Genomic DNA, 26697 nt, shown 5'->3' with positions numbered 1-26697 from the left:
CCTAACGGCTCACTCGCGAAGCGCCAGGATGTTCGCGGCGTGGGCTTCGCGGAGCTCGGGAAACAGCGTCGGATGCACGCAGGCCGCCATGATCTCGAGCGACTCGACGAGGCGCGGTCCGGGGCGATTGAAGAAGGCGTTCCCGTCGCTCACGTAGATGCGCGCGGACGGGCGTACGGCGGAGGTGATGGCGCGTTCGACGAGCTCGCGTTCCTCGAGCGTGCGGGCGATGTCGAAGCCGCAAGGTTTGACGATGACGACGTCGGGATCGAGCTTCGTCAGCGCGGCCGACGTCACGGTGGGGGCAAGCGCGCCGGGATCGGCGCCGATCGCGATGGCGCCGGTGAGCGCGATGAGCTCGGGCATCCATGTACCGCCGAGCATGATGGGCTCGAGCCATTCGATCGAGACGACACGCGGGCGAGTCGAAGCGGCGGCGGCGCGGGCGGCGATCTCCTGGATGCGTTCTTCGAGCCGAGTACGCAGCGCTCGCCCTTCCTCGCGCCGGTCGAGCGCTTCGGCGATTCGCTCGATGTCACCGAAGACGTCACGCAGGCGCGTGGGCTTCGTGCTCACGATGCGCACGTGCTCGGCGTGGGCCATCTTCGCCACGGCGCGCTGCACGTCGTCGAGCGATACGGCGCACACTTCACAGAGGTCTTGCGTGACGATCACGTCGGGGCGGAGCGCAGCGAGCAGCTCTTCGTTCACGTCATAGATGCTGAGCGCGTCGTGCACGACCGCACGAACGGCCGCGTCGATGGCTTGGCTCGAGCCTCGGGTTGGAACGCGGGCGCTCGTGAGCACGGGGCGATTGCGGATCTCCTCGGGGAAGTCGCATTCGTGCGAGATGCCGACCAGCTGGTCCGTGGCTCCGATGGCGCAGACGATCTCCGTCGCCGAAGGCAGGAGCGAAACGACACGCAGTGTCGGTTTGGACATCGCAGCGAATCTTCGTCGGACTTCACGGAGCTGTCCATCGCGAGCGCAACCGAACTCGACGTTTCCGTTGGTGCATGTTGCGACGCGACGACGATCACGTCGCGCCGCAGCGGTCCGTTTTGGACTGGCGTGGCCGCTCGGTCGGATCCAGCCTGCCCGCGAGGAGACCATCCCCATGCGAATCGGTGTTTCCTTCGCTGCCGTGACCGTGTTCGGCGTGCTCGGCGCGCTCGCGTGCTCGAAAGCCCAACCTGATCCGCCGAGCGCGAGCGATGCAGGCGCCGCGTCGGCCACGGTTCACGCGGGCGCCATGCCCGTGGCCAAGATGACGCTCACGTCGACCTCGTTCGATGCGGGTGGTCCGATCCCCACGCGCTTCACGTGCGAAGGACAGGGCACGTCCCCGCAGCTCGGTTGGACGGCCCCGCCGCCGGGCACGAAGAGCCTCGCGCTCGTCGTGTCGGATCCCGACGCTCCGGATCCGAGGGCGCCTCAACACACCTGGGTGCACTGGGTGCTCTACGACTTGCCGCCGTCGATGCGCGAGCTGCCTGAGGGCGCGAAAGAACCGCCCGTCGGGGCGCGCGCCGGTGCAAACGACTTCAAGCGAACGGGCTGGGATGGTCCGTGCCCGCCCGTTGGTCGACACCGGTACGTCTACGAGATCCATGCGCTCGACACGGAGCTTCCCGATTTGAGGAACCCTACGAAGGCCGACCTCGAGAAGGCGATGGCCGGTCACGTCCTGGCGAAGGGCGAGCTCGTCGGCACTTACCAGAAGATCGGGAAGTAGCTCTTCCATCGCTGACGACCACGCCGCTGGGCTGGTATCACCTTGCGCGATGGATCGCCTCTCCACGATGACGTACGAAAAGACCGGTCGCATCGCGCGCATCACGCTCGACCGTCCGGAACGCGGCAACGGCATCACGCTCGAGATGCCCCAGGAGATCGCCGCGTGCGTGGAGCGAGCCAACCTCGATCCGAGCGTCCACGTCATCGCCCTCTCCGGCAACGGCAAGGGATTCTGCGGAGGCTACGACCTCGTGGCGAGCGCTGAGACGTTCGACCTCGGCGAAGGAAAGAGTGGGCCTTCCGGCTCGCCTCTCGATCCGGCGGTCCAACGCGACAACCACGATCCGAAGAAGGTCTGGGATCCGGTCGTCGACTTCCAGATGATGAGTCGAAACGTCAGGGGCTTCATGAGCCTCTTCCATTCGGACAAGCCCGTCGTGTGCAAGGTGCACGGGTTCTGCGTGGCGGGCGGCACGGACATGGCGCTCTGCTCGGACCTCCTCGTCATCGAAGACAAGGCGAAGATCGGCTACCCGCCGGCTCGCGTCTGGGGCGTCCCGACGACCTCCGTGTGGGCACACCGCATCGGCATCGAGAAGACCAAGCGCCTCCTCTTCACCGGCGACTGTCTCTCGGGCGAAGAGGCCGTTGCCTGGGGGCTCGCGACGGAGTGCGCACCGCGCGAGACGCTCGACGAGCGTTTCGAGATCTTGATGGATCGCATCGCGCGGCTCCCCGTGAACCAGCTCGTGATGATGAAGCTCCTCGTCAACCAGAGCGTGATGGCGACGGGCCTCCACACGACCCAGATCCTCGGCACCGTCTTCGACGGCATCGCGCGCCACACGCCCGAGGGCTACGCCTTCCAGTCCCTGGCGGCCGAAAAGGGCTTCAAGGAAGCCGTTCGAGAGCGTGACGAGCCGTTCGGCGATCGCGGCTCGTCGACGTTCAAGGGGTGAACTCGGAGTTCGTGCGCGTCATCAAGTCGACCATGGCGAGGTCGTCGGCGGAGCCGCGGCGCTTGAGGGCGTCGACGACGCGCCGGCGATCTTCGGGTGAGCGGTTCTGACTCAGCTTCGCTTTGGCCTCCCAGCGATCGACGGGAAGCGAGAGGCCGACAATCGCGGCGAGCAGCTCGTCGCGGACGGAAGGGGCCAGGTCATCGATCTTCCACGTCGAACCGTTGGCAGCTTCGTAGTGGGAGCTCATCGCCTCGAGCATGGCCAGGAGCTCGTCATTTGCGAGCACGCGTCCTTGGCCGACGTGGGCATGCACGACCGCGTAGTTCCACGTCGGTACTTGCTTCGTCGCGTGTTCGTACCAGCTCGCCGAAACGTAAGCGTGGGGGCCGTGGAACACGACGACCGACGTTGCACCTTCCGCGATGGCCAAGCGCCAGATTGGGTTCGCACGAGCAACGTGCACGCGAAGCGTTCCCGCGGCGGCGTCCAGGAGAAACGGTACGTGCGTGATCTCGAGCTTGCCGGTCTCCGAAGCGACGACCCACGTGGCGAACGAGTCGGCTTCGACCGCGCGATGGATGGTCGGAAGATCGGTCTCGCGAAACACCTTCGGCGTGTACATGGGATGGCGGGGTTATATCGTGGAAGAGGAGCTTTGGGGGCGACCGTGCCACGTGACCCCCCTCGAGGGTCACGTTGTCGACGAGGAAATGCCTCGGAGCGCCTGACTGATGGCCCACGAGTCGACGTAGTCGCGGAGGCTCACGATCTTGCCGTCTCGCACGCGGACGACGTGGACGTACGAGAGCCGATAGGTGCCGTTGGCGTCCTCCCGCGCGGCATCGAACTCGATGATGACCACCTCCGGATCGTGGGTCTCGTGGACCACGACGTTTTCCATGCCGGCGCCCTTGCGGCCTGCGGCTTTCGCCCCGCGCCAGAGTGGTCCCATGGACTTCAGGATTCCGTCACGCCCCTCGATCCGCTTCGGAAGACCTGGCGGCGCGAACGGAAACTCGACGCAGCCGTCCTCGTGGAAGCACGCGGCGTAGCCGTCGATGTCGTAAGTCGGCAGAAACGAAACGGCCTTTTGCCAAACGTCGCGCGGCGCGGTCATCGGGGCCTCCATCGATGGGGGATTAAGCGGAGCGTCAACTCCGGTTATGGACCTATACGGAGTGATCGTTCCGTTTGTCAACGCGGACGCCGGTCGCGAGGTTTTGCGCTAGACGTTGGCGTTCGTGAGCGAGAAACGTGGTTTGCGCGCCGATGCGCAACGGAATCGGCAGCGCGTTCTCGACGTTGCTCAGGCCGTCTTTGCGGCCGAGGGCATCGACGTTCCGGTCGACGAAATTGCGCGTCGTGCGGGGCTCGGCGTCGGCACGCTCTACCGCCACTTCCCCACGAAGGAAGCGCTGTTTGCAGCGATCGTCGTTCATCGCGTCGAGGGCGTCGCCGAAGAGGCTCGAGCCCTCGCGCGTGGCGCCGATCCCGGCGGCGCGTTCTTCCGCTTTTTCGCGCGGCTCGTGGAAGAGGGGGTCGCCAAGCGTGACTTCGTCGACGCGCTCGGGGGCGCAGGTGGCGATCTCGATCGCGCCACGAAGTCCGCCCGAACCGCATTTCGGCAATCCTTCGCGGATCTTCTCGAACGCGCTCAGGGAGCCGGAGCCGTCCGCGCCGACGTGACGGTCGAGGACATCCTCGCGCTCATCGCCGGCCTCCACGTCGCCGTTCGAAGAGCGCCCGACGCGGAAGCGATTCGGCGCCTCGTCACGGTCGTCACCGACGGTCTCGCCCCCTCCGAGCCCGCCGTGCGGTTGGCGCGCCGGCGCAAACGCTGAGACCGGCGGCTCACACGTTCGTGATCACCGATCCGACGACCATCCTGGCCGGCGGGCTCAGTTCGCGGCGGCGCAGAGCGCGTTACGGCCGTCGACCTTCGAACAGGCGCTCGGCGAGCCACACACCGACCCGCAGGCGCAGGTGACGTCGCTTCCGCAGGTGGTCGGGATTTCTCGGCAGCCCTGGAGGACGGGACCGCAGGTCGGCGAGAGGCAGCCCGGCCGGCCGTCGCAATCGGCGGGGGTCGTGCCGGTGGGGCAGCTCGTGCTGGGGATGCAGCGCTCCTTGGTCGTGCACTCGCGGTAGAGGCAGAACTGCGTCGACGAGCAGGTCGCTTGTCCGCATACGCCACTGTCCGCGCCGCCATCGGCGCTGTCTCCCATCGTCTCGCAGCCGCCCGTGGAAGCGAGGAGGGCGGTCACCACGAACATCGAAGACAGGAAAACGACGAACGCGCGCATACCCGCCCTCTACCCCGGATTGCCCCAAAAATGCCGGAAAAAGGCGGGCTCTGCCGGGGAATTTCGGCGAACAGCAAGGCCCCGGACGAGGACGTTCGACGTGCCGGTCCGCCCGATCACGCGCTGAAACGCGCCCTTCGACAATCGTACGGCCGTCAGAAACGCACGTACGCTCGAGGGCATCGGAGCCCAAGCGTGGGTGTTCCCGTGCGGTTGCCGCTCTCCATTCTCGACCTCGCCCCGCTGCCCGAGGGCGGCACGAGCGCGCAATCGTTGCGCGGCTCGGTGGAGCTCGCATGCCTCGTCGAGCGCCTCGGCTACGAGCGCGTCTGGTTCGCCGAGCATCACAACATGCTGGGGATCGCGACGACGACTCCGGAGATCCTCATCGCCCATGTTGCGCAGGTGACGTCGCGCATTCGCCTCGGGGCGGGCGGGGTCATGTTGCCGAATCACGCGCCGCTCAAGGTCGCCGAGTCGTACAAGCTTCTCGAGGCGCTCCATCCAGGGCGAATCGATCTTGGGCTCGGTCGTGCGCCCGGCACCGATCCCGTCACCGCACTTGCGCTGCGCGGCTCGCGTTCGGCCGTCCTGTCGGACGACTTCCTCGCCCAGCTGGGTGAGCTCGTCGCATTCGACGACGGGGACTTCCCCGACGATCACATGTTTCGCTCCGTGCGCGCCATGCCGGACGACACGCCGCTTCCTCCTCTCTGGCTCCTCGGGTCGAGCGACTACAGCGCGATCCTCGCGGCGAAGCTCGGTGTCGGGTTCGCCTTTGCGGGCCATTTCAGTCCCGAGCCGGCGGAAGAGGCGATGCTCGCGTACCGCGCTCGGTTCAACACGGAGGGCGCGCTCGAGAAGCCGCACGCGATTCTCGCGCTGTCCGTGTTCTGCGCGGAGACCGACGAAGCCGCCGAGCGCATGGCATCGTCCATGCGCTTGTCCTTCTTGCAGCTTCGCAATGGGCGCCCGGGAAGGCTGCCGAGCCCGGAGACGGCGCTGGCGTATCCATTTTCTCCGGCCGAAGAGAACACCATCGCGGGGTACAAACGCCTGCAGATTGCAGGCAATCCCAACGTGGTTCGCGCGCAGATCCTCGCGATGGCCGAGCGCACGCGAGCCGACGAGATCATGATCGCGACGCACGCCTACGATCACGCGGCGAGGCTCCGTTCCTACGAGCTGCTCGCCGACGCCTTCGGGCTCGGTCGCTGACCGGCTCTTTCTCCGTGCCGGCACCACGCCGGGTGGGCTACTACGGTCGCGCTTGCAGCGCCTCGGTGACGACCGGGAATGGTTCCCGAACGATCCAGGCGAAGCCCCGACCAGCGCGCTCATCGGGTCGTCGACCGCAGTTTCCCGGCTCGCCCGGAGCGGCATGTGCATTGCTGGTCGCCCCGCGATGGCTTTCGAACGGACACGTCGTGCACTTCAGGAAGGCTGGCAAGCCCCGGCGGGGATCTTGCTCCTCGCCGCGATCGCGGGGGCCGCGTGCTCGAGCGACCCCGCGGCCCCTCCCGACGACACGTCTTCTCCGACCGACGGCGACGGCGGCATCCATTACGAACGCGACGGCAGCACCTACGACTCGGCCCCTCCGCCGGATTCGGGCCTCGGCGAGCTTCGGTTCATGCCCAATGTCGTCTATTCCGGCTTCGACGGCACGCACACCTTCCAGGTGCCCATTGCCGTCTACGACGCCGACTCCGATCTCACGGTCACCTCGAGTGATCCGACGATGAAGCTCGATGCCGTGAAGCTCGTGAACCCGGTCGTCGACGGAGTGACCGACCTTGGCGCGTACTACCTCGTGACGATCCCGAAGGCGGGCAGCTTCACGCTCACGGCGACCTCGAAGGGACGCTCGGCGACGGCGACGGTGAACGCCGCATCCTACGCGGCCGATCGCTGGGCGGCAGGCGAGACTCGCTATACGAACGCGAGCGGAACGGGCCTCGCGCAGCCCTGCACCAACTGCCACGTCAAAGGTCAGGCGATCGACCATTCGCCGGCGGTCCTCGCGACCGCGACCGATCAAGAAATCTCGGTCATCATCACGACCGGCGTGAAGCCTGGACCATCGCCCATTCTCGGGGTCGATGGTGGTCACAAATGGCAGGTCACCGCGGCGGAGCGCGACGGTCTCATCACCTATCTGCGCGGCCTTTCGCCGCGTGGTTTTCAGTGATCGACCGGCGCACGGGCTAGCCCTTCGCGAACATCTCTTCCGCCACCCCCTCCGACATCGCGACGGGAAGCACTCGGTCCGAACCAAGCGCGGCGTGTCGTATTGCCGACAGCTGACGCGTGATGGAGACGCGCGGGAAGGCTTGCGCGGGACTCGTTTCCGGTGGTCTGATTCGCGCGCCATGCACAAGCCGATTCGTCGTACCGCCGTCATTGGAGCCGGAGTCATGGGCAGCGGAATCGCTGCCCACTTTGCCAACGCGGGCCTCGAGGTTCTCCTCCTCGACATCGTGCCGCCGAACCTCACGGATGCGGAGAAGAAAGATCCCGCGAAGCGCAACGGCTTCGCCGCGGGGGGGCTCGAGAAGGCGATCAAGGCGCGCCCGGCAGCGTTCTTCCACAAGGACAACGCGCGGCTCGTGAAGATCGGCAACGTCGAAGACGATCTCGACAAGCTGAAGGACTGCGACCTCGTCATCGAGGCGATCATCGAGAAGATGGAGGCCAAGCAGGCCCTCTTCGAGAAGCTCGAGAAGGTCGTTCCGCAGCACTGCATCGTCGCGTCCAACACGTCGGGTCTCCGCATCTCGGAGATGACGAAGGGGCGCAGCGACAACTTCAAGAAGCACTTCGTGGTGCTCCACTTCTTCAACCCCGTCCGCTACATGAAGCTGCTCGAGATCGTCGTCGGTCCCGAGGCGGACAAGGACGTGCTCGCGCACGCGGTTCGCTTCGCGGAAGACGTGCTCGGCAAGGGCGTCGTCTTCGGCAAGGACACGCCGAACTTCGTCGGTAACCGCATCGGCGCGCACGCCATGATGGCGACCATCCACCAGATGATTGCCGACGGCCTCCAGCCGGAAGACGTCGACAACATCACGGGCACGCCGATGGCGCACCCGAAGAGCGCGAGCTTCCGCACCGCCGACCTCGTCGGCCTCGACACCTTCGCGCACGTCGCGGACAACTGCTACGACTCGCTCACCACCGACGAAGACCGCGACGTCTTCAAGGTGCCCGAGTACATCCGCAAGATGGTCGAGAAGAAGCTCCTTGGTGACAAGACCAAGGGTGGCTTCTTCAAGCGCGGCGCCGACAAGCAGGTGATGACGCTCGACCCGAAGACGCTCGAGTACCGCGCCAAGGGCGGCGACGAGGCGATCAAGGGCGTCACCAAGGGCCTCGCCAAGGTCGAAGATCCGCGCGAGCGCGTGAAGAAGCTCGTGGCCGATCAGGGCAAGGCAGGCGACTTCGCGCGCAAGGTTCTCTATCGAAGCCTCGCGTACTCGGCGCGTCGTATCGGCGAGATCGCCGACAGCGTCGTCGCGATCGATGACGCGATGAAGTGGGGCTACAACTGGGAGCTCGGACCGTTCGAGGTCTGGGACGCGCTCGGCTTCGCCGAGACCGTCGATGCCATCGAGAAGGCCGGCCACAAGCTGCCCGACTCCGTGAAGAAGATGAAGGCGAGCGGCGCCACGGGCTTCTACAAGGACGGCAAGGTCTTCGACCTCCTCAAGGGCGAGTACGTCGCGCAGAAGCAGGATCCGCGTTACGCTACGCTCCAGATCCTTCGTCGTGGAAGTGCGCCGGTTCTCAAGAACGACGGCGCCGAAGCGTGGGACCTCGGCGACGGCATCCTCGGCCTCACCTTCAAGACGAAGGCGAACAGCATCGACCCCGACGTCATCTCGATGATCGGTCAGGCGGTCGACAAGGCGGAGAGCGAGTTCCGCGGGATGGTGGTCGCCAACGAGGGCGAGCACTTCTGCGTCGGCGCGAACCTCCTCCTCGTGGTCATGGCCGCGGGCGCGCAGCAGTGGGAAGACATCCGCAAGATGGTCCACGGCTATCAGGGCGCCGTGCAGCGCATGAAGTACTCGCGCGTCCCGGTCGTCGCCGCTCCCTACGGCATGACGCTCGGCGGCGGTCTCGAGCTCTGCATGGGCGCGGGCGCGGTGCAGGCGGCGGCGGAGACCTACTCGGGTCTCGTCGAAGTCGGCGTCGGCCTCATCCCCGGCGGCGCCGGCACGATGAACATGCTCTGGCGCTCGCTCGAGGGCATCCCCGAGGGCATGCACGCGAACATCTACGAGAACGTTACGCAGGTCTTCAAGAACATCGCCCTCGTGAAGGTCGCAACCTCGGCCGAAGAGGCGAAGGCGCTCGGCTACTTCCGTCGCACCGACGGCGTGTCGTTCGACAAGGCGCGTCTCGTCGTCGAGGCGAAGAACAAGGCCATCGGTATGGCGAGCAGTGGCTACCACCCGCCGATCCCGCGCGCCTACCGCTTGCCGGGCGAGAGCGGCATTGCCACCTTGAGCATGATGGTCGACACGCTCGTCGCCGGCGGCTTCGCCTCCGAACACGACGCCAAGATCGCCCGCAAGCTCGCGGTCGTCCTCTGCGGCGGCCTCGGCGGCGCGGCGCGTGAGGTCACCGAGAGCGAGATGCTCGAGCTCGAGGCTGAGGCCTTCGTCAGCCTCACGGGTGAGCCGAAGAGCCAAGAACGCATGCAGTTCATGCTTATGAACAACAAACCTCTTCGAAACTAGTCCGCTACGCGTCCTAGTTCCCAACGGGTCTGGTGGGGGACTTGGCAGTCCCCTCGAAACCTCCGGTTTCGAGCCTCCCCCGCTCCCGCCGAAACGGCGGGCGCGCTTCGCGCGTAGAGACCCGCAGCATCCGCGGACGATCGCTCAGGGCTCAGCGTTGAGCCCTCGAATCCGTGAGGGCCACGGTTGAGCCCTTTTGGCCGCGCGGTGCATCGAATTTCAAAAAGCTCCATACGGAAACGTCGAGGTAGTCATGAAAGACATCGTCATCGTCGAAGCGGTTCGAAGCGCGGTTGGTCGCGCGACCAAGGGCTCGCTCGCAAACAAGCGTCCGGACGAGCTCGCGGGTGAAGTCATCCGTGCGCTCATGGCGCGTGTTCCGCAGGTGAAGCCGTCGGACGTCGAAGACGTCGTCCTCGGCTGCGCGATGCCGGAAGGCGAGCAGGGCCTCAACGTGGCGCGCGTCGCCGGTCTCCTCGGCGGCCTGCCGATCGAGACGGGCGCGCAGACGGTCAACCGCTTCTGCTCGAGCGGTCTCCAGGCGATCGCCACGGCGGCTTCGTCGATTGCGTTCGGCTCGTACGACATCGCGGTCGCTGGCGGTCTCGAGTCGATGACCATGGTGCCGATGACGGGCAACAAGCTCAGCGCCTCGGCCGAGGCGATGGAGAAGATTGCCAGCGTCTACACGCCCATGGGCATCACCGCCGAGAACGTCGCGGCGCGCTTCAACGTCTCGCGCCAGCAGCAGGACGAGTTCGCCCTCAAGAGCCAGAAGAAGGCCGCGGCGGCGATCGAGGCCAAGCGCTTCGAGAGCGAGATCGTCCCGGTGAAGGGCGTGAAGTACGTCGGCAACGAGAAGAAGGAGTTCGAGTTCAAGATCGACGAGCTCGTTCGCGCCGACACGACGGCGGAAGGCCTCGCTTCGCTCAAGCCCGCCTTCTCGGCGAAGGGCTCGGTCACCGCCGGCAACAGCTCCCCCCTCTCGGACGGCGCCGCCGCGGCACTCGTCATGAGCGGTGAGAAGGCGAAGTCGCTCGGCCTCAAGGGCCTCGGCTATCTCCGCTCCTTCGTGACGGTCGGCGTCGACCCCGCGATCATGGGCATCGGACCGCTTCCGGCGATCCAGAAGCTCCTCGCGAAGAACAACCTCAAGGTCTCGGACATCGACCTCTTCGAGATCAACGAGGCGTTCGCGAGCCAGTCGGTCTACTGCGCGCGCGAGCTCGGCATCCCCGACGAGAAGCTGAACGTGAACGGCGGCGCGATCGCCCTCGGTCACCCGCTCGGCTGCACTGGCGCGAAGCTCACCGCCACGCTCCTCCACGAGCTGAAGCGCCGTGGTGGCCGCTACGGCATCGTCTCGATGTGCATCGGCGGCGGCCAGGGCGCGGCCGGCCTCTTCGAGCTCATCAAGTAACGCCGTCGCGACGCGAGTCGCTTGGGGCGCATGTCCACATGGGCATGCGCCCTTCGTCATTTCGTCCGTGAATGCCGATGGTGAGGCTGTCGGTGTGATGGGCTCGATGCTCGATTGGAGCTGACAACCCGATTTCGGAATGACCGAAGAACCAAATGCGAAAGCCAACCGAAGAAAGAGGTTGGTATACCGATGTCTTTCCTCGTCGAAGCGAATCGACTAGGAACTTCGATTTCCGGCCCGCCCCCGCGCGGCGCGGAAGTCAGTGGACGTCGATGGTCAGGTTGTCGGTGTGGGTTGCGAACGCGGCGTGCGGCGCAAGGCAGCGAACGATGCCGAACGAGCACGTGAACGTTCCCCCGAAAACAGGCGGGGTCACCATGGCCGAGCCGATCGACGTGCCATCGAGCTCCAAGCTGACTTCGCCGGAGCCGGAGCCAAAGATGTCGACCCGCATGTGGATGTTCATCCACCTCGCGACGGAGAGCTGCGCGTTCGAGCCGTAGAACAGGTTGGTGACCGTGTTGGTCGCGAGGTCGCGCGTTCCGAGGTACAGCCGGCCAGTGCTGCCCAGACTCAGCTCGACGACCCACGTGGCCGGTGAGGGGACGGTGCCGTCGACGACGACGCGAGCGAACGTATGGCTCTGCGCACTTCCGGCCGTATCCAGGTCGAAGCGAACGTCGAAGCGGATATCGGCGGTGGTCGCGTTCGTCACGGGGGACTTCCAACCCACCGAGCCGGCGCTCACGGAGGCGTCGGATGCGGAGGCTGCCGCCGCGAGGGAGTTCGGCGACGACGTCGAGGTGACCGGGTCGAGTGTCGTCGAACCTGCGTCTTGCACGAGCTCGGTGAAGAGGGCCAGAGCCTGCTGGTCTTGGAGATCGAAGTCCGCGCAGAACGACGCGTCGCCCGCGTTGTGTGTGCACCAGGTGTCGGGACCGGACGCGTCACCCGCGTCCCCGTCGGGATGGGCGCTCGGAACGGTCGCGCTTGCGTCGCTTCCGTCGATTGCAGCTCGTTCCGCGCCGCCATCACCGCCTTTCGTGTCGGCCTGTGGTTCGTCACTCAGGCCGTCCAGCGAGGTGACGAGGGTGCAGCCCCCTGCAATGGCCGCCAGGGCCATGACCGTCGTGATGCGTGAAGCCGACCGCACGATGATACGGTATCAGCTCGACGCCTCGCGGCGGTGAACTTCGAATCGTTTCTCCGTGCAAAGTTCGGGAAATGCGAGTTCCGGTCCTTTGCACGACTCTTTCGCGAACTCCGTTTGACGACTCAATCCGCGCAACGGAGTAGCGCGGTGGGAGTCAAAGCACCATTCGACTCGAGTGCTGCGACGACGGCCCGATCTCCTCGAGTCGCGGCGGCGGATGCATCGCGTAGTAAACGAACGAGACCGTCACCGTGAAGACCACGGTCGAGACGAGTTGGGGGACTCCGCGCACGTCGACGAACCAGGGGAAGATCCCCGTGAGCACGTAGAAGTTGAAGAGGTAGATCGCCACTCCGAAGATCAGCGCGATGGCGATCCCGGCGAGGCGTGACGTCCGCCTCAACGCGAGGATCAGCAGGTAGGCGTAGAAGAACGACAGGGCGAAGTGGACCGCCAAGGCCACGATGCCCGTGCCTAGTCCGAAGGGAGCGTTCAACGGTACGACGTGTCGGCCGAGGACGATCGCCGCCTGCCTTCGCATGACCCCCCACGGGTCGAGAAGGATGAGGGGCGCGAGCGTCGTGTCGAAGCCGAGCTTGATGAGGCCGGCGATGAAGCCCGCGCGGAAGACCTCGTGCTCGGAGCGCGTCCTTTCGGTGCGAGTGACTGCGGCGGTCATGCGATCGAAAGAGCACGCGCCGTGCCTGACCGCGCGCTCAGAGGACCGACGCCCGCGAGTGCCTCTCTCCCGCTCGAAGTGGGCCCGCTCGAAGAGGGGAAGACAGGTAGCCAAACACGGCGCCCCGGAGTCCTCCGCGGCTGGGGACACGCGCGTGGCCGCCACTCACACGCGCCTCGCACGAGGTTGAGGCTCGAACGCCGAGGTTCGAAACAGCCGTGCCCGGCCGTCGACCTCCGCCGGAGGGCTATCGGCCGTTCGAATCGATCAGCGCGTACTCGCGCGCGATCCGAGCCGCAGCTTCGGGGTCGCTCTTCGCGAGGGATTCCATCGCGCGCTTTGCCGAGGCAACGAGCTCGGATGGACCTGGTGCGTCGGCGCTCGCCGCGAGCGCACCTACGCCATCGATCTCGGCTGCCGTGTTCGTCGGGAGAGCAAGCAAGGTCGCCATGTCCGTCACCAGGTCCGCTGCGAGGGTGGACCACGGAAAGAACGGCCACGCCGAGTTTTGCTCGTTCATGGCGCGATGTTCGGTCACGCCCGTGAGGAGCACAACGCGAGTGTCGATCGCATTCGGACAGGGGTTTTGGGCGCTTCCGTACCGGCGTCGCGAGCGCGTCCTGGTCCTTGTTGACTTCGCAAATGAAAGTCATTATCAACACGCGCAGCACGGCTGAAACGGCGGGTGGGGAGTGGTTCCCGAGATCATGCAGCTTCTCTCCCAACGTTCCCTACGCTCGACCGACCGCGTTTCGAAGCGCGGTTTGCGGCTCTTGCGGCCGTGTCGATCGGTGTTCGCCGGGGTTGTCTTCGCGCTCCTCGCCCACCACGCGCGCTCGGCCCACGCGCAGCCGTGGCCGGGACGTGCGAGCGAAGCACCCGCCGTCACGCCGCCAGAGCTCCTCGAGGCTTCCGAAGCCGAGTATCCCGCCGAGGCGCGCGCGGAAGGCATCGAAGCGACCGTCGTTCTCCGCATCGACGTGGACGTCGAAGGTCGGGTGACGCGCGCCGAGGTCCACGTGCCCGTCGGATTCGGCTTCGACGAGGCGGCCAAGGCGGCTGCGCTCCGGCTTCGCTTCGCTCCGGCACGTCGAGATGGTCAGCCGATCGCCGTTCGCATCTTGCACCGCTACGATTTCCGTCTTCCGGAGCCTGCGCCGGTCGAGACGCCGCCCGCGCCCGCGCCGTCCGCTTCCGAGGCGGCGCCCGCTGCACCCGCTCCGCCTGCGCCGCCGGCGAAGGACGCGCCGATGGAAGTGACGGTGCGCGGCATGACGGAAGGCGAGCGCCTCCAGAGCTCGGCACAGGCCGTCCATGTCGTGGATACGAAGCTCGCGAAGCGCGAGGCGGCCGACATGGGCGAGGTGCTCGCGCGCTCCGAAGGCGTGAGCGTGCAGCGAGGCGGGGGTCTCGGCTCGTCGATGCGCTTGTCGCTCAACGGGCTCACCGACGAGCAGGTGCGCTTCTTCCTCGACGGCGTTCCGCTCGAACTCTCGGGCTACCCGTGGGGAATTTCGAACGTCCCGGTGAATCTCGTCAAACGCGTCGAGGTCTACCGCGGCGTTGTTCCGATTCGCTTCGGCGCGGATGCCCTCGGCGGCGCGGTAAACCTCGCGAGCGATACCGAAGTGAAGGGAACGCACGGCGCGGCCTCCTACCAGATCGGCTCGTTCGGCACGCATCGCACGACACTTGGCGTCCAGACGCTCGACGACGAGACGGGCCTCTTCGCGCGCGTCAGCGGATTCTTCGACCACGCCGACAACGACTATCCGATCGAGGTCGACGCGCCCGACAAGCAGGGGCGCCTCTCGACGGTCACCGTGAATCGCTTCCACGATGCTTACTCGGCATGGGGAGCGAATGCCGAAGCCGGATTCGTGCGGCGCCCGTGGGCCAAGCGCCTCCTCGTGCGCGCGTTCGTGGCCGACTACTCGAAGGAGCTGCAGCACAACCCGGTCATGACCGTGCCTTATGGCGAGGTCTCGTACGATCGGATGACGGCCGGCGGATCCCTTCGCTACGAGAACGTCTTTGCGCGTTCGTTTCCTGTCGACGTCGTTGCGGGGTATTCGTTCGCCCAAACGAATTTTCGGGATCTCTCCAAGTGCATTTACAACTGGTACGGCAACTGTATCGGTCAGCGTCAGCGCGCCGGAGAGCTCGAAAACAAGCCCCACGACCAGGTCGTCTGGGACAAGAGCGTTTATGCGCGCGCGAATGCGGGCTGGCGAATCCACCCCGAGCATACGGTCAGGCTCGCGGTCGCGCCGACGTACACGTACCGAACAGGTGAGGAGCGAACGCCGCTCGATCCGACGGCACGCGACCCGCTGACGGCCAGTCGCCGGCTCCTCACGGTCGTCTCGGGACTCGAGGAAACCAGCGAATTCTTCGAGCGACGATTGGAGAATATCGTCTTCGTCAAGGACTACTACCAAGTCGCGCGCGCCGAGCAGCCGCTGACGGGCAGCAATGTCTTCAACGAGCGTCCGCGCGATACGCACCAGGTCGGCTTCGGCGATGCCGTGCGCTATCGCTTCGTGCAGTGGCTCTACGGCAAAGCCTCGTACGAATATGCCACTCGTCTCCCGACGACGACCGAGACCTTCGGTGACGGCGTTCTCGTGGCGGAGAACCTCGGGCTCGAGCCCGAGACGAGCCACAACGTGAACGTCGGCGCCACGGTCGACGTGCGGGATACCGGAATCGGTGACTTCCGCGCCGACACGAATGGATTCCTCCGCGCGGCCGACAAGCTCATCGTGCTCCTCGGCAACGATCGCAATTTCCAATACCAGAACGTCTACAGCGCGCGCGCGCTCGGCGTCGAGACGCAGGGCGGCTGGACGTCGCCTGGCGAATATCTCGCCCTCGACGGCAACGTCACGTACGTCGATTTCCGGAATACGGAGAACGAGGGCACGTTCGGCGCATTCGAAGGCGATCGCATCCCGAATCGCCCGTATTTCTTCGCCAACGGTTCGGCGCGCGTCCTCCTCCGCGGTCTGGCCTCCGCGCGCGACGAGCTCTCGTTCGTCTGGAACACCCGCTGGGTGCACGAGTTCTATCGCGGCTGGGAGAGCGTCGGCGCAAAGGCCTACAAGCAAGTCATTCCCGCGCAGCTCACGCACTCCGCGGCCCTCACGTACCTCACGCGTCCCGGAGATCTCGTCCTCACCTTCACGGCCGAGGCGCAGAACATCACCGATCGGCAGGTGTTCGACTTCTTCGGCGTCCAGCGTCCGGGGCGAGCTTTCTACGTCAAGACCACGCTCGAGTTCTGAGCAAGGAAAGAACCATGAATACCGTTCTCACCAACGTTCTCCGGCACACGAAAGTCGCGGCCGTTCTCTCGATGTCGATCCTCGCGGGCGCTGCCGGATGCAGCAGCAGCAGCGACTCTTCGAGCACCATCACGAACGGTGTCGATCCGAACAAGCCCTCGACGTACGTGCTCGGCTCGGTCGTCATCGACGCCGACGGCAATCGCACCACCTACGTGCAGGCCGTTCCGTCGCTCGAATCGGGACCGTTCAACAACAAGAACGCCCTCGAGCTCGGTGGCAACGGCCTCGTCATGGCGTACGGCGATTCGATCTACGTCGGTCTTGCCGAACAGCCTACGTGGGTTCGCTACTCGGTCGACGTGAGCGGCAAGCTCACCGAGACGGGCCGTCTCAGCTTCCTCAACTACGGTGTTTCGTACATCGATTTCGGGAACACGATTGTCGACGGTGAAACGGCCGTTTCACTCCTTACCGGCCCCAAGATCGCCGTCATCTGGAACCCGACGACGATGACGATCACCGGCGAAGTGAGCCTCAATTCGCTCACGCGCGACGGCTACGATCTCGAGGTGTGGACCACGATTTCGCACAACGGGCTCGTCTACATCCCGGGCCGTTGGGCCGACTGGACCGCCGGGAAGATCTTCCCCGGTGTCTCGATGACCGTTCTCGACCCCAAGGCCAAGACCATCGTCGGCACGGCCGAGGACGACCGCTGCGCGAGCGGCGGCCGCGTGGTCTTCGGCAAGGACGGCTACGGCTACGTCTTGGGTGACGGCCGCAACTACTCGATTCAAATGTACGCCAACGCGGCCGGCACCACCGCGAAGCCCAACTGCCTCCTGCGCATGCCGCCCGGCCAGGTCTCGTTCGACAAGGACTACTTCTTCACCATTCCGTCGCTCACGGGCGGTCGCGAGGCGATCAGCGAGCTCGATACCGCGGAGCAGGGCAGCGGCGTCGGCTTCGTGAAGATGTTCTACCAGGACAAGCTCCCGGCCGGCATGCAGCCGAACGACTTCAAGTTCTGGGACGAAGTGGCCCACAAGTATTGGCGCCTCGAGCTCGGCAACCCGCCGACGGCCAAGGAAGTCGAGGGCGCGCCCTTCGGCAGCCTCGGTTTCACGCCGGTGGCCCTCGAGGGCAAGTTCTACACGGGTGAGAGCCAGGACAAGGGCAAGACCACGGACGTCTACGAGATCGACCCGGAGACCGACAAAGCGACGATCAAGTTCAAGACGGACGGCTACTTCTACGGCATCTTCAAAGTCCAGACGACGAACTGAGGCGCTCCGGTGAAAGCGTCGTCCATCAAGACGTGGCACTGGATCCACAAGTGGACCAGTCTCGTTTGCACGATCTTCGCGCTCCTCCTGTGCATCACGGGGTTGCCATTGATCTTCACGCACGAGATCGATCGCGCCCTCGGCAACACCGTCTCTCCGCCGGTATTGCCCGAGGCCGAATCGAAGAATCGTGCGAGCGTCGACGAGATGGTGGCGGACGCGCGTAAGCGCCATCCGGGCCACTTCGTGCAGTTCGTCTCGCTGGACGACGACGAGGAGAATCTCTGGTACGTCCGCTTGGGGCAGACCGTCGATGCGCGCGAAGCATCGGCGGTTCTGGCCTACGACGGTCGAACGGGGAAACTCCTCACCGAATATCCCCTCGACCAGGGGGTGATGAACGTGTTCATCCGCCTCCACATCGACATGTTCGCGGGGCTCCCGGGCATGCTCTTCCTCGGCGCGATGGGATTGGTGCTCGTCGCGTCGATCGTCTCGGGCGTCGTGCTCTACGGGCCCTACATGCAGAAGCTGGCCTTCGGTGCGATTCGACGTCGCCGAGCCGCACGCATTCTCTGGCTCGACATTCACAACCTGCTCGGCATCGTCACGCTCGGGTGGTTCACGGTTGTCTCGCTCACCGGCGTCGTGAACACGCTCTCCACGCCGATCTTCGGTCAGTGGCAGGCCACGCACCTCGCGGAGATGATCGAGCCGTATCGCCATGCGCCCCCTGTTCCGGCGGGCTCCGAAGCGGCGCAGCGTGCGCTCGATTCGGCGCTCGAGAAAGTACCGAATACGGAGCTCGGCTTCATGGCATTTCCCGGCAACAGCTTCGCGGGGCCGCACCACTTCGTGGCCTTTCTTCGAGGCAATACGCCCTGGACCTCGAAGCTCCTGAAGCCGGTTCTCCTGGATGCGGAGAACGGCACGGTGCTCGATACCCGCGAGTTGCCCGCGTACGTGAGCGCCTTGCTCGTCTCCCAGCCGCTGCACTTCGGTGATTACGGCGGTATGCCTCTCAAGATCGTCTGGGTGATCTTCGACCTCGCATCGATCGTGGTACTCGGAAGCGGAGTCTACCTCTGGCTTCGCAAGCGAAACGTCTCCGCCGACGCGTGGCGCCAATCGCTCGCCTCTGCGGCCGGCGGTGCGAAGGAGGCTGCATGAGTCGCGTGTGGGGCATGCCCATCGTCCTCACGGTTCTCAGCCTGGTGGGACTCGTGACCGGGCTCTTGGCCGACGGCGCCGCGGACGTCGTGTCGTGGATTGGTCTGGGGGTGCCTGCAGCGGTAGCTACCTGGCACCTGGTACGCGGGATGTCTTCGTGAAGACTCGGCGCACGACGAGCAGAGCGGCGAGGCAGACGAACTGCGTATTCGTCACGAGGTAGCGTTTCCAGAGTTTGCGCGGCTCCAGCATCAGCCGCCACGTCCACTCCAGGCCTGGCGTCTGCATCCACTTGGGCGCGCGGGGTACGACCCCCGCGAGAACGTCGAATGCGCCGCCGACGCCGAGAATCGTCGGTGTAGAGAGCTCGTCGCGCCAGCGGTCGCACCACACCTCTTTGAAAGGCGCAGGCATCCCGACGAGCAGCACGTCCGACTTGCTCTCGCGAATCTGGCGAACGATGTCGGCATGCTCGCTCGGACCGAAGTAGCCGTGGCGATGGCCAGTGATCGTGACGCCGGGGTAGCGCTCACGAACGCGCCGCACGAGGCGCATCAGACATTCTTCGGTGGCACCGAGCAGGAAGATGCGCAGCCCTCGGCAATTGCCTTCGTCCAGCAGACGAGCCATGAGATCCACGCCGGTGACGCGCTCGGGCAGGGGTGTTCCCAAGATTCGACTGAGCCACACCAGCGGAATGCCGTCGGCCACGACGAGGTCGGCGCGGGCACACGCTGCGGCGAGCTGCGTGTCGCGCGCCATCATCATGAGAATGGCAACGTTCACGGTGACGATGACGTGACTCCTCCGTGTTCCAGCGGCCCAATCGAAGATGCACGTCGTGGTCTCTGCCTCGGTGAGTGCGTCGAAACGGCAATTCATCATTCGAACGACGCGGCGTGTCCGTGCGGTAGTCGGCGCTGCCTGGTATTGGAGCGTCACCTCAGGTGCCCCTTTCGAGCCGGTCCGGAGGCGGTGGCTCCGGCGTACAGACACCAGGCCCATTCGTACGGACGCGTCTCGCGATTCACGGCGAGGCGAGGGGAGCTCACGTCCTCGATGCCTAGGAGCGAGCGGGCGTGGCGCCGCCGTCGGGCGAGGGCATTTTCCCGTGGCTCGACGTCACGCCAGACGGTGTGCGCGCCGCGATCGACGAGACTGGTGCTCGATTCGTTGTCATGAATCCAATCCTGACTTCGTCGAATCCAGTTTTCGTACGAGGGGCCGCCGGCACTGGTGACGGCAAGGAGCGCCATCGGCGCCATGGCGTGTTGGTGGACCGCGTAAACGGGATAGCGCTGCAGGACCCGGCCGCGTCGCGCGTCGAAGTGCCACCACCACTGGCCGAGAGGACCTTGCAAGGCGACGTTGCGGTCCGCCAGCTGGACCGCGCGCTTGAGCCACGTGCCCCCGCCGAACGCGATTTCGGCAAACGCAAGGGTCTGAATTGCATAGACCTGGTCAGCGAAGTTCGCGACGTTCTGGCGGAGCCGTGCGGTGAGCGGAGCGCGGTCGCTCGCGTGGCGCATCAGCCGGCTCTCGGGCATCAAGCGACTCGCGAGCTCGCGAAGCGTGAGGTGAGACCAATCCTGCGTGCGGGCGTTGCCGCGTTTCTTCCATTCGTGGAGCAGGCCGCTCGCCAGCCACGCGACTTGCATGGTGGTCATCGCCGATAGGCGGTCCGGTAGCTCGCAAAGCGCCATCTCACACCGCTCCTGGAGCGAGCCGACGGGCATCCAATCCCACACGGCGTTTGCCCAGAGGACGAGCCCGAAGCCGCCCCAGTAGCGCCTGCTGCGCGTGAGGCCGAGGAGTGCTTTGCGCGTTTTGGCAACGTCGATGCCGAGGTCCCGAGCCTCGATGCCGGCGCGATGAATGCCGATGAGACCGATCGCGGTGCTCGTCAGGTTCTCGGTGCCGGTCACGCTTGCCCAGCGTCCATGGCGCAGTTGCCGATCGAAGAGGGCGGTCTCGGGGTCGTGTGCGCGCCGCAGACCCTCGCGACAGTGGGGAGCGAGCTCCTCGTAGAAGCGAACGGTCTGCGCGGCGGGGTCAGTCCTGGAGCTCGAGCTCGCTGACGCCGACTCGAGTTCGTTCGGTAGACCTGGATTCATGCGTTCCCCCCGGTTTGACGCCTTCCGTCGGTTTGACGACGTCGGCCGATTCGGCCGCGCGAGCGAGCAGTGCTTCGACGATGCGCTCGGACGCGTGGCCGTCGCCGTACGGATTGTGGGCGCGGCTCATTCGTTCGAACACGCGAGGATCGTCGAGCAAGCGAAGGACTTCGCGGACGATGCGGACGCGTGACGTTCCCACGATGCGCGCCGTGCCGGCATCGAGCGCCTCGGGCCGCTCCGTATCGTTGCGTGTCACCAGCACCGGTTTCCCGAGCGACGGCGCCTCTTCTTGAACTCCGCCGGAGTCCGTGACGATGAAGGTTGCCTGGTCCATCAGATAGACGAACGGCGCGTATTCGACTGGCGCGATGAGGTGGATGCGCGCGCGGACGTCGGGCGGAGCGGTACCGAGGATCGCGTGCACCGGCTCCTGCACGTTGGGATTGAGGTGCACCGGGTAGACGAGCTGCACGTCGGGGCGCTGCGCGACGACGTCCACCAGGGCGTGGCACATCTCGCGAAACGCGTCGCCGAAGCTCTCGCGGCGGTGGCCGGTGACGAGAATCAGCTTCTTCGAAGGATCGATGAACGGGAAGCGGGCGGCGAGCGTGTGGCGATCGACCGTGCGGCACCGCTCGGCGACGGAGAGCAGAGCATCCACGACGGTGTTTCCGGAGACCACGATCGCCCTCGGGTCGACGTGCTCCAACATGAGGTTGTGCTTCGCTCGCGCCGTCGGCGCGAAGTGCATGTCCGCGAGCGTTCCGACGAGCTGACGATTCGTCTCCTCCGGCCACGGCGAGTGCTTGCGGCGTGTGCGGAGGCCTGCTTCGACGTGACCGACGAGCTTCTTTTCGTAGAAGGCGGCGAGCGCCGCGGCGAAGGCGGTGGTGGTGTCGCCCTGCACGAGAACCCAGTCCGGAGCGGACGCGCGGATGACGTCGCGCAGACCGAGCAGGATGCGCGACGTCATGTCGGCGAGGGGCTGCGCCTCGCGCATCACGTCGAGGTCGTATTCGGGAGCGAGCTGGAACGTCTCGAGTACCTGGTCGAGCATCGAGCGGTGTTGCGCAGTCACGCAGACCTCGGCATCGATGACGTCCGGACGCCGTCGGAGCGCCGTCACTAGCGGAGCCATCTTGATGGCCTCCGGGCGCGTGCCGAAGACGACCAGGATCTTGAGCTTCGATTTCGACACGGCGCCCCCCTCAGCCGATGACGGTTAAGCAGCGGGGTCGGTCGGCCAATGAGGCAGTGCGCGCGAGAGCGTTCGACGGATCGCTTGCGGCAGACCTGGGACGTTGGAGCGTCAGCTCCGTACACCGCGTGCCGCGTCGTCGCGATTCTCGACGCGCTTTTCGTGCTCTTCGCGACGGCTCGCCGTTCGCCGCCTCCGCACTCCGTTTCCACGTGGGCGAACTGGTCGCTTCGGACAACTATCTCGATCGGAACAGTGGGCTTCCCCGACTAGGAAGGGACGAAGCCGGCCGCGAGGTGGCCAAGGTCGGAGAGATGGCTCCACGCCTGGCGCCTAGCGTGTCGCGAGCCCGAATCTCGTTCGCGTGGCGCACGAAATCAGGCCTCACCGCCGTGCATTCCTGCACGTCGAGGACCATGACGCCCGCGCTTGCGGGAAAAGGCGATGGCGCGGCTCTTGCTCCAGGTGTGGACGGCGCGCGTCGCTTTTCCGAACGGCGATGCGACGCTTCTCGCTGCCGGCCCGCTGCCCTTCTAGGATGCCGGCCGGAATGGAGGTTTGCGCCTTTGATCCGCACCGCCATGGCCCCTTCGGCCACTTCACCGATGTTCTCGCCCGTTTCGAGTCCAATGCCGTCTGGGCTTCTCTCGACGGCTGACGAGAACGGCTTTCTCGCGTTCGACGACCGACTTGGCGATGGCAGTCCAGGGATCGTCGTTGCGGTCGCCCCGTCGAGCGTGCACGGAGCGTTGCTGGCCCACGCCGCTCGCCGCGCGAGAGCCGCAGGATGGCTTCCTCTCGTCACGGCTGCGCGTGCGGGCACGCCGATGTGCCGCGAGCTCGCCGAGGCACTGGGCATTCGCGTCGCCACGTGCCGACCGATGGTCCTTGCTGGCTCAATCGCGGAAGCGACCCGCCGTCAGCGCGCGGTTCTGCTTGGTCCTCAGCCGGCCGAGGGGTCTTGGGACTTCGAGGTCTTGCGGGAGCTCGCCCTCGTCGGAACGAATCTCGTCGTGCTCGTCACGAGCGAAGCTCGGGCATGGCGTGAGGCCACGCGCTTCGACGTTGGGCCGGGGCTCGACCGTGAACAGCGCAGTCGATGGCTCTCCGCGGCCGCCTACGAAACGAATCTCCGCATCGAAGCCTCGGGACTCGATGCGCTCGAGGCGTCGTTGCTCGACGGTCGATGGCCTGGGATGCCCGCAGCGGACACCTTCGGGGCAGAACCTCATCGGACGACCTTGACCATCGCGGCGCTCGTCGCTCGCTCGATGCCGATCGATGCGTTCGCCACGATTGGAGCCGTGGCGAGCGTCGAATGGCTCGTCCGTGCCGGTCACCTCGCGAAGATCGGCGAGCTCGTCGGCCTCGCCGTCTCGGTCGACGGAGCGGCGCTCGAACACGCGGCCACGCCCGCACTCCGCGAGACGGCGGCCATGCTCCTCGGAGGGCTCAATGAGCCGTGTCCGTGGGCCTTCGCGCGCGCCGCAGAGCTGCTTCTCACGGTGGAGGGAAAGGCCGACGCGGCCGATGCGCTCGTTGCCAGGGCGCTCGAGCTCGTGGACGACGTTCACGCCTCGGCCGACATTCGCGGGCGGTGGCACGAGGCGGTAGCGAAGATGCCTACCGAAGCGAGCTGTCGCCTTCGGCTGCGCGCCGCGGAGCGAGCGCTCGACACGGGCGACGCTCATGACACCCAGCGCTGGTGCGAGGAGTTGCTTACGTCGTCGCCGGGGCATCCGGAGGCGCTTCTGCTCGTCGGCCGGGCACTCTTGCAACAAGGCGATTTGGTCGCCGCTCGCGTGTCGCTCGAGCGAGCTGCGAACGCCGCCAAGACACTTCGCGGCGCGGAGGCGGACGACTTCGCATCGCGCGTCGCCGCCGCGTTCGGAGAGGTAAGCTACGTCGCCGGCGAGCTCGAACGGGCCGAGGCCCATGCGCGCGAAGCCGTGGCGCTGGCGCGGACGCCGGGCGCGCGACTCGAGGGGCGGAACGTGCTCGGCAAGCTCCACTTGTCCGCGGGGCGCTGGGTCGAGGCCGAGCGGATGTTCGTCGAAGATGGCCTGATCGCCTCCGAGGCCGGTGAGCCGCATGCGGAGCTTCGCGCCCGGCTCAATCGAGCGATCGCGACGCTCTCGATGGACCGACTCGACGACGCGGCGACGCTCTTCGAACGCGTGCGCGAGGATGCCGTAGCCTGGCGCGTTCCTCGCGCGCGCTCGTTCGCCCTGCGCAACCTGGCCGTCGTGGCATACCGCCGGCACGACTACGGTAGGGCGCTCGCGCTCTGGGACGAGGAGGTTCGCGTCTCGTCGGCCCTCTGCGGGCGCATCGCAATGGCCGTCACGGTCGCGAACTTCGCCGAGCTCCGTCTGAGGCTCGGTCTCGGTGACCACGCGGCTCACACGCTCGCGTTCGGGCGTCGTCTGGTGACCGGCTACGTGTCGCCCCACGCGCTCGCCAAGCTCGGGACGGTGGCGGCGCGCATCGCGCTCGCTCGCGGCGACCTGGAGAGCGCCCGACGCGAGTCCGATGCTGCTCGCACGAATGCCGAAGCGTCCGGCGATCGAGGTGATCTCGTTCCCGACGCGTGCCTGGTCGGTGCGCGCGTGGCTCTCGCCGAAGGCGACGTCACACGCGCCCTCGTGCTCGTCGACCACGCTGCTGCGGTCATCGCCAGCGATCGGCAGCGCGCGGAGGTCGCCATCCTGCGTGCTCTCGCCGATCGCGCTGCCGGCACCGATGCACTCGCATCGGCGCGTGACGCGCTCGCTGCGGCGCGTGTGGCCGACGAGGAAGACATCCTCGTCGAAATCCACGCGTTGCTCGCCCAGGTTGCACGAGAGGCCGGGGACTTCGCCGAATCGGAGGTCCACGCGCGTTGTGCCCTGCGCGCTCGCGATCGCGTCGCCGACAGTCTGCCGCCCGACATTCGCACGGCCTTTCTCGCGAAGCCGGAGAACCTGGCGCTGGCGCGCCTGGCTGCCGTGTTGGACGACGGGGCCGAAGCGGAGCTCGGGCCGTCGGGAGCCGCCACTTCGCGTTCGCCCGTCGACGCGTCGGCGCGCGCGCTCGTGGGGGACGACCCCGCGATGCGGCGCCTCCATGTGGCCGTGCGGCGGGTGGCGCGCTCGAACTCGACGGTGCTCATCCAGGGAGAGAGCGGCACGGGCAAGGAGCTCGTTGCCGAGGCGATTCACCGTCAGAGCTCGCGGGCCAGCGGTCCCTTCGTGAGCGTCAACTGCTCGGCGCTCGTCGACACGCTCCTTCTCTCGGAGCTCTTCGGCCACGAGAAGGGTGCGTTCACCGGCGCCTCGGCGCGTAAACAAGGGCGTTTCGAGCTCTCGAACGGAGGCACCCTCTTCCTCGACGAAATCGGTGACATCTCGCCTCGAACCCAGGTCGCGCTCCTGCGCGTCTTGCAAGAGAAGGTCTTCGAGCGCGTCGGCGGGACCACGCCGGTGCGTGTCGACGTCCGTGTGGTGTGCGCGACGCACCGTGACCTCCGGGCGATGGTCCAGCGCGGCGAGTTCCGAGAGGATCTCTACTATCGAATCCAGGTGGTCACCCTGGAGGTTCCTGCTCTGCGCGGTCGCATTCGTGACCTGCCGAGCATCGCCCAACACTTGCTCGAGCGCGCGAGCGCCGACCGCGCGGGGGCTCCGAGAACGTTCACGCCCGAGGCGCTCACGCTCCTCATGCGTTACCGGTGGCCGGGCAACGTGCGCGAGCTCGAGAATGTCATTCGCTCGTCGGCGCTGTTCTCCGAGGGCCCGGCCATCACCGTCACCGATCTCGTCGATTACGTTCCGCAGCTGCGCGCGCTCGCGCAGGGGATCGACGGAATGGCGCCCCCACCGAGTATTCTGTCGACCGCGGCGGACGACTCGGGGGCGCTACCTGCGGAGTCCGAGGCCGCCTCGGAGCCGAGCACGGTGGACAGTGCATATTCACAAGTTCGTAGCGGTGCGGTTTCGCTCTCCGTGCTCAAACGTGAAATCGAGCGCGAGTGCATCGTGCGGGCACTCGACGAAACGCACGGCCACATCACCCGCGCCGCCGCTCTTCTCGGGATGAAACGCCCGCGTCTCTCGCAACTCGCCAAGCAATACGGTTTGAAGGCCTCGACGGAGGACAGCGAATGAAGTTCCGAATTTGGTGTTTGCTCGCTCTCGTTGCGCTGACCGGATGCGCCGCGGGTACCGTGTCCGAAGAAGCATCGGATTCCGAGACGCCCGACCAGGTTGCCGAGGCCGAAGCGCCGCTCAAGGTCAAGCCGGCTGCAACTGCGACGAGCTGGGAAAATGAGGCTGCCGCCCCGGGCGTGACACCTGGCGAGTTCATGTGTACGTCGTGCGGGCCGAGCCCGCAGCCGTGGCAGGAGCGACCGGCCATGGATCCCGCGCGCTGACGTTCCGGTCTTTCGAGGCCGTGCCCTCGCGCGATATAGAACGAGGCATGGCCATTGCCGAGTTCGACCTCGATGGGCTTCTCGCCAAAGTCGAGAAGATCCTCAAGAAGACCAAGCCGAAGCCACCGGACCCGACCACCATCGTCCTCTGCGAGGTCATTGCCTCGCTCGTGGTCGAAGTGGCTCGTCTGCGCGCGCAAGTGAACAGGGCGGAGAGCTAGCG

24 protein-coding genes are annotated in these 26697 nt (G+C 66.2%); 14 read left to right on the top strand and 10 right to left on the bottom strand.

Going from position 1 to position 26697, the window contains the following annotated elements:
• Nucleotides 1–9: 9 nt before the first annotated feature.
• Entirely contained in the window at nucleotides 10–942 is a 933-nt protein-coding gene (locus AKJ09_RS49465; protein ID WP_169928611.1) for an ABC transporter substrate-binding protein, read from the bottom strand.
• Nucleotides 943–1267: 325 nt separating this feature from the next.
• Between AKJ09_RS49465 and AKJ09_RS49460 the strand changes: the two genes are divergently transcribed.
• Complete coding sequence (locus tag AKJ09_RS49460; protein ID WP_420814298.1) at nucleotides 1268–1735, top strand: YbhB/YbcL family Raf kinase inhibitor-like protein; 468 nt, start codon at nucleotides 1268–1270, stop codon at nucleotides 1733–1735.
• A gap of 49 nt (nucleotides 1736–1784) precedes the next feature.
• Nucleotides 1785–2696: a crotonase/enoyl-CoA hydratase family protein gene (locus AKJ09_RS49455; protein WP_146654845.1), complete on the top strand. Its 912-nt coding sequence runs from the start codon at nucleotides 1785–1787 to the stop codon at nucleotides 2694–2696.
• Here AKJ09_RS49455 and AKJ09_RS49450 read toward each other — a convergent pair.
• Together AKJ09_RS49450 and AKJ09_RS49445 are read right to left on the bottom strand one after the other, a co-directional pair.
• Nucleotides 2686–3321, bottom strand: a complete 636-nt coding sequence (locus AKJ09_RS49450) for an FMN-binding negative transcriptional regulator (RefSeq protein ID WP_146654844.1) — start codon at nucleotides 3319–3321, stop codon at nucleotides 2686–2688. The two genes, AKJ09_RS49455 and AKJ09_RS49450, sit on opposite strands and share 11 nt — an antisense overlap.
• 69 nt (nucleotides 3322–3390) lie before the next feature.
• Complete coding sequence (locus AKJ09_RS49445) at nucleotides 3391–3816, bottom strand: nuclear transport factor 2 family protein (protein ID WP_169928610.1); 426 nt, start codon at nucleotides 3814–3816, stop codon at nucleotides 3391–3393.
• A 124-nt stretch (nucleotides 3817–3940) separates the two neighbouring features.
• On the opposite strand from AKJ09_RS49445, the gene AKJ09_RS49440 reads away from it, so the two are divergent.
• Nucleotides 3941–4540 carry a TetR/AcrR family transcriptional regulator gene (locus AKJ09_RS49440; RefSeq protein ID WP_205633997.1) on the top strand — a complete coding sequence of 200 codons (600 nt, stop codon included), beginning with the start codon at nucleotides 3941–3943 and terminating at the stop codon, nucleotides 4538–4540.
• Between the two features lie 57 nt (nucleotides 4541–4597).
• Here the strand turns inward: AKJ09_RS49440 and AKJ09_RS49435 are convergent, their stop codons facing one another.
• Nucleotides 4598–5002 (bottom strand): hypothetical protein, encoded by a 405-nt coding sequence (locus AKJ09_RS49435; RefSeq protein ID WP_146654841.1) that lies wholly within the window; start codon nucleotides 5000–5002, stop codon nucleotides 4598–4600.
• 195 nt (nucleotides 5003–5197) lie between these two features.
• On the opposite strand from AKJ09_RS49435, the gene AKJ09_RS49430 reads away from it, so the two are divergent.
• The 4 genes from AKJ09_RS49430 (at nucleotide 5198) to AKJ09_RS49415 (ending at nucleotide 11167) form a co-directional block, all read left to right on the top strand.
• Nucleotides 5198–6220: an LLM class flavin-dependent oxidoreductase gene (locus AKJ09_RS49430; RefSeq protein WP_205633996.1), complete on the top strand. Its 1023-nt coding sequence runs from the start codon at nucleotides 5198–5200 to the stop codon at nucleotides 6218–6220.
• 187 nt (nucleotides 6221–6407) lie between these two features.
• Nucleotides 6408–7193: a hypothetical protein gene (locus AKJ09_RS49425; protein ID WP_146654839.1), complete on the top strand. Its 786-nt coding sequence runs from the start codon at nucleotides 6408–6410 to the stop codon at nucleotides 7191–7193.
• Nucleotides 7194–7374: 181 nt separating this feature from the next.
• Nucleotides 7375–9747, top strand: coding sequence for a 3-hydroxyacyl-CoA dehydrogenase/enoyl-CoA hydratase family protein (locus AKJ09_RS49420; protein ID WP_146654838.1), 2373 nt, complete (start codon nucleotides 7375–7377; stop codon nucleotides 9745–9747).
• A 253-nt stretch (nucleotides 9748–10000) separates the two neighbouring features.
• Nucleotides 10001–11167: a thiolase family protein gene (locus AKJ09_RS49415; RefSeq protein ID WP_146654837.1), complete on the top strand. Its 1167-nt coding sequence runs from the start codon at nucleotides 10001–10003 to the stop codon at nucleotides 11165–11167.
• A 262-nt stretch (nucleotides 11168–11429) separates the two neighbouring features.
• On the opposite strand, the gene AKJ09_RS49410 is transcribed toward AKJ09_RS49415, so the two are convergent.
• The 3 genes from AKJ09_RS49410 to AKJ09_RS49400 all read right to left on the bottom strand — a co-directional run bounded on the left by AKJ09_RS49410 (nucleotide 11430) and on the right by AKJ09_RS49400 (nucleotide 13522).
• Entirely contained in the window at nucleotides 11430–12323 is an 894-nt protein-coding gene (locus tag AKJ09_RS49410; protein ID WP_146654836.1) for a hypothetical protein, read from the bottom strand.
• 154 nt (nucleotides 12324–12477) lie between these two features.
• Nucleotides 12478–13002 (bottom strand): hypothetical protein, encoded by a 525-nt coding sequence (locus tag AKJ09_RS49405; protein ID WP_146654835.1) that lies wholly within the window; start codon nucleotides 13000–13002, stop codon nucleotides 12478–12480.
• 247 nt (nucleotides 13003–13249) lie between these two features.
• Nucleotides 13250–13522 (bottom strand): hypothetical protein, encoded by a 273-nt coding sequence (locus AKJ09_RS49400; RefSeq protein WP_146654834.1) that lies wholly within the window; start codon nucleotides 13520–13522, stop codon nucleotides 13250–13252.
• A gap of 271 nt (nucleotides 13523–13793) precedes the next feature.
• On the opposite strand from AKJ09_RS49400, the gene mxcH reads away from it, so the two are divergent.
• From mxcH to AKJ09_RS53930, 4 genes are read left to right on the top strand one after another with little or no spacing between them, the layout of a single operon-like run.
• Nucleotides 13794–16289 (top strand): TonB-dependent siderophore myxochelin receptor MxcH, encoded by a 2496-nt coding sequence (gene mxcH, locus AKJ09_RS49395; RefSeq protein WP_169928609.1) that lies wholly within the window; start codon nucleotides 13794–13796, stop codon nucleotides 16287–16289.
• Between the two features lie 14 nt (nucleotides 16290–16303).
• A complete protein-coding gene (locus AKJ09_RS49390) occupies nucleotides 16304–17578 on the top strand; it encodes a hypothetical protein (RefSeq protein ID WP_146654832.1) in 1275 nt (424 codons plus the stop codon).
• Between the two features lie 9 nt (nucleotides 17579–17587).
• Entirely contained in the window at nucleotides 17588–18748 is a 1161-nt protein-coding gene (locus tag AKJ09_RS49385) for a PepSY-associated TM helix domain-containing protein (RefSeq protein WP_146654831.1), read from the top strand.
• Nucleotides 18745–18909, top strand: coding sequence for a hypothetical protein (locus AKJ09_RS53930; RefSeq protein ID WP_169928608.1), 165 nt, complete (start codon nucleotides 18745–18747; stop codon nucleotides 18907–18909). The genes AKJ09_RS49385 and AKJ09_RS53930 overlap by 4 nt, the downstream gene beginning before the upstream one ends.
• Here the strand turns inward: AKJ09_RS53930 and AKJ09_RS49380 are convergent.
• The 3 genes from AKJ09_RS49380 to wecB all read right to left on the bottom strand — a co-directional run bounded on the left by AKJ09_RS49380 (nucleotide 18875) and on the right by wecB (nucleotide 22063).
• Nucleotides 18875–19633 carry a WecB/TagA/CpsF family glycosyltransferase gene (locus AKJ09_RS49380; protein ID WP_169928607.1) on the bottom strand — a complete coding sequence of 253 codons (759 nt, stop codon included), beginning with the start codon at nucleotides 19631–19633 and terminating at the stop codon, nucleotides 18875–18877. The genes AKJ09_RS53930 and AKJ09_RS49380 overlap by 35 nt on opposite strands.
• A gap of 53 nt (nucleotides 19634–19686) precedes the next feature.
• Nucleotides 19687–20673: a hypothetical protein gene (locus AKJ09_RS49375; RefSeq protein WP_146654829.1), complete on the bottom strand. Its 987-nt coding sequence runs from the start codon at nucleotides 20671–20673 to the stop codon at nucleotides 19687–19689.
• 127 nt (nucleotides 20674–20800) lie between these two features.
• Complete coding sequence (wecB, locus tag AKJ09_RS49370; protein WP_338035046.1) at nucleotides 20801–22063, bottom strand: non-hydrolyzing UDP-N-acetylglucosamine 2-epimerase; 1263 nt, start codon at nucleotides 22061–22063, stop codon at nucleotides 20801–20803.
• A 581-nt stretch (nucleotides 22064–22644) separates the two neighbouring features.
• On the opposite strand from wecB, the gene AKJ09_RS49365 reads away from it, so the two are divergent.
• The 3 genes from AKJ09_RS49365 to AKJ09_RS53925 are packed head-to-tail and all read left to right on the top strand — an operon-like array spanning nucleotide 22645 to nucleotide 26695.
• Nucleotides 22645–26208, top strand: coding sequence for a sigma 54-interacting transcriptional regulator (locus tag AKJ09_RS49365; protein ID WP_146654828.1), 3564 nt, complete (start codon nucleotides 22645–22647; stop codon nucleotides 26206–26208).
• Nucleotides 26205–26474: a hypothetical protein gene (locus tag AKJ09_RS49360; RefSeq protein ID WP_146654827.1), complete on the top strand. Its 270-nt coding sequence runs from the start codon at nucleotides 26205–26207 to the stop codon at nucleotides 26472–26474. Before AKJ09_RS49365 ends, AKJ09_RS49360 begins: the two co-directional genes overlap by 4 nt.
• 47 nt (nucleotides 26475–26521) lie before the next feature.
• Entirely contained in the window at nucleotides 26522–26695 is a 174-nt protein-coding gene (locus tag AKJ09_RS53925; protein WP_169928605.1) for a hypothetical protein, read from the top strand.
• The last annotated feature ends 2 nt before the right edge of the window (nucleotides 26696–26697 follow it).

The sequence above is a fragment of the Labilithrix luteola genome, assembly GCF_001263205.1.
Classification (GTDB): Bacteria; Myxococcota_A; Polyangia; order Polyangiales; family Polyangiaceae; genus Labilithrix; species Labilithrix luteola.
Note: the sequence above shows the minus strand (reverse complement) of the source record. Positions and strands in the feature narration are given on the sequence as shown.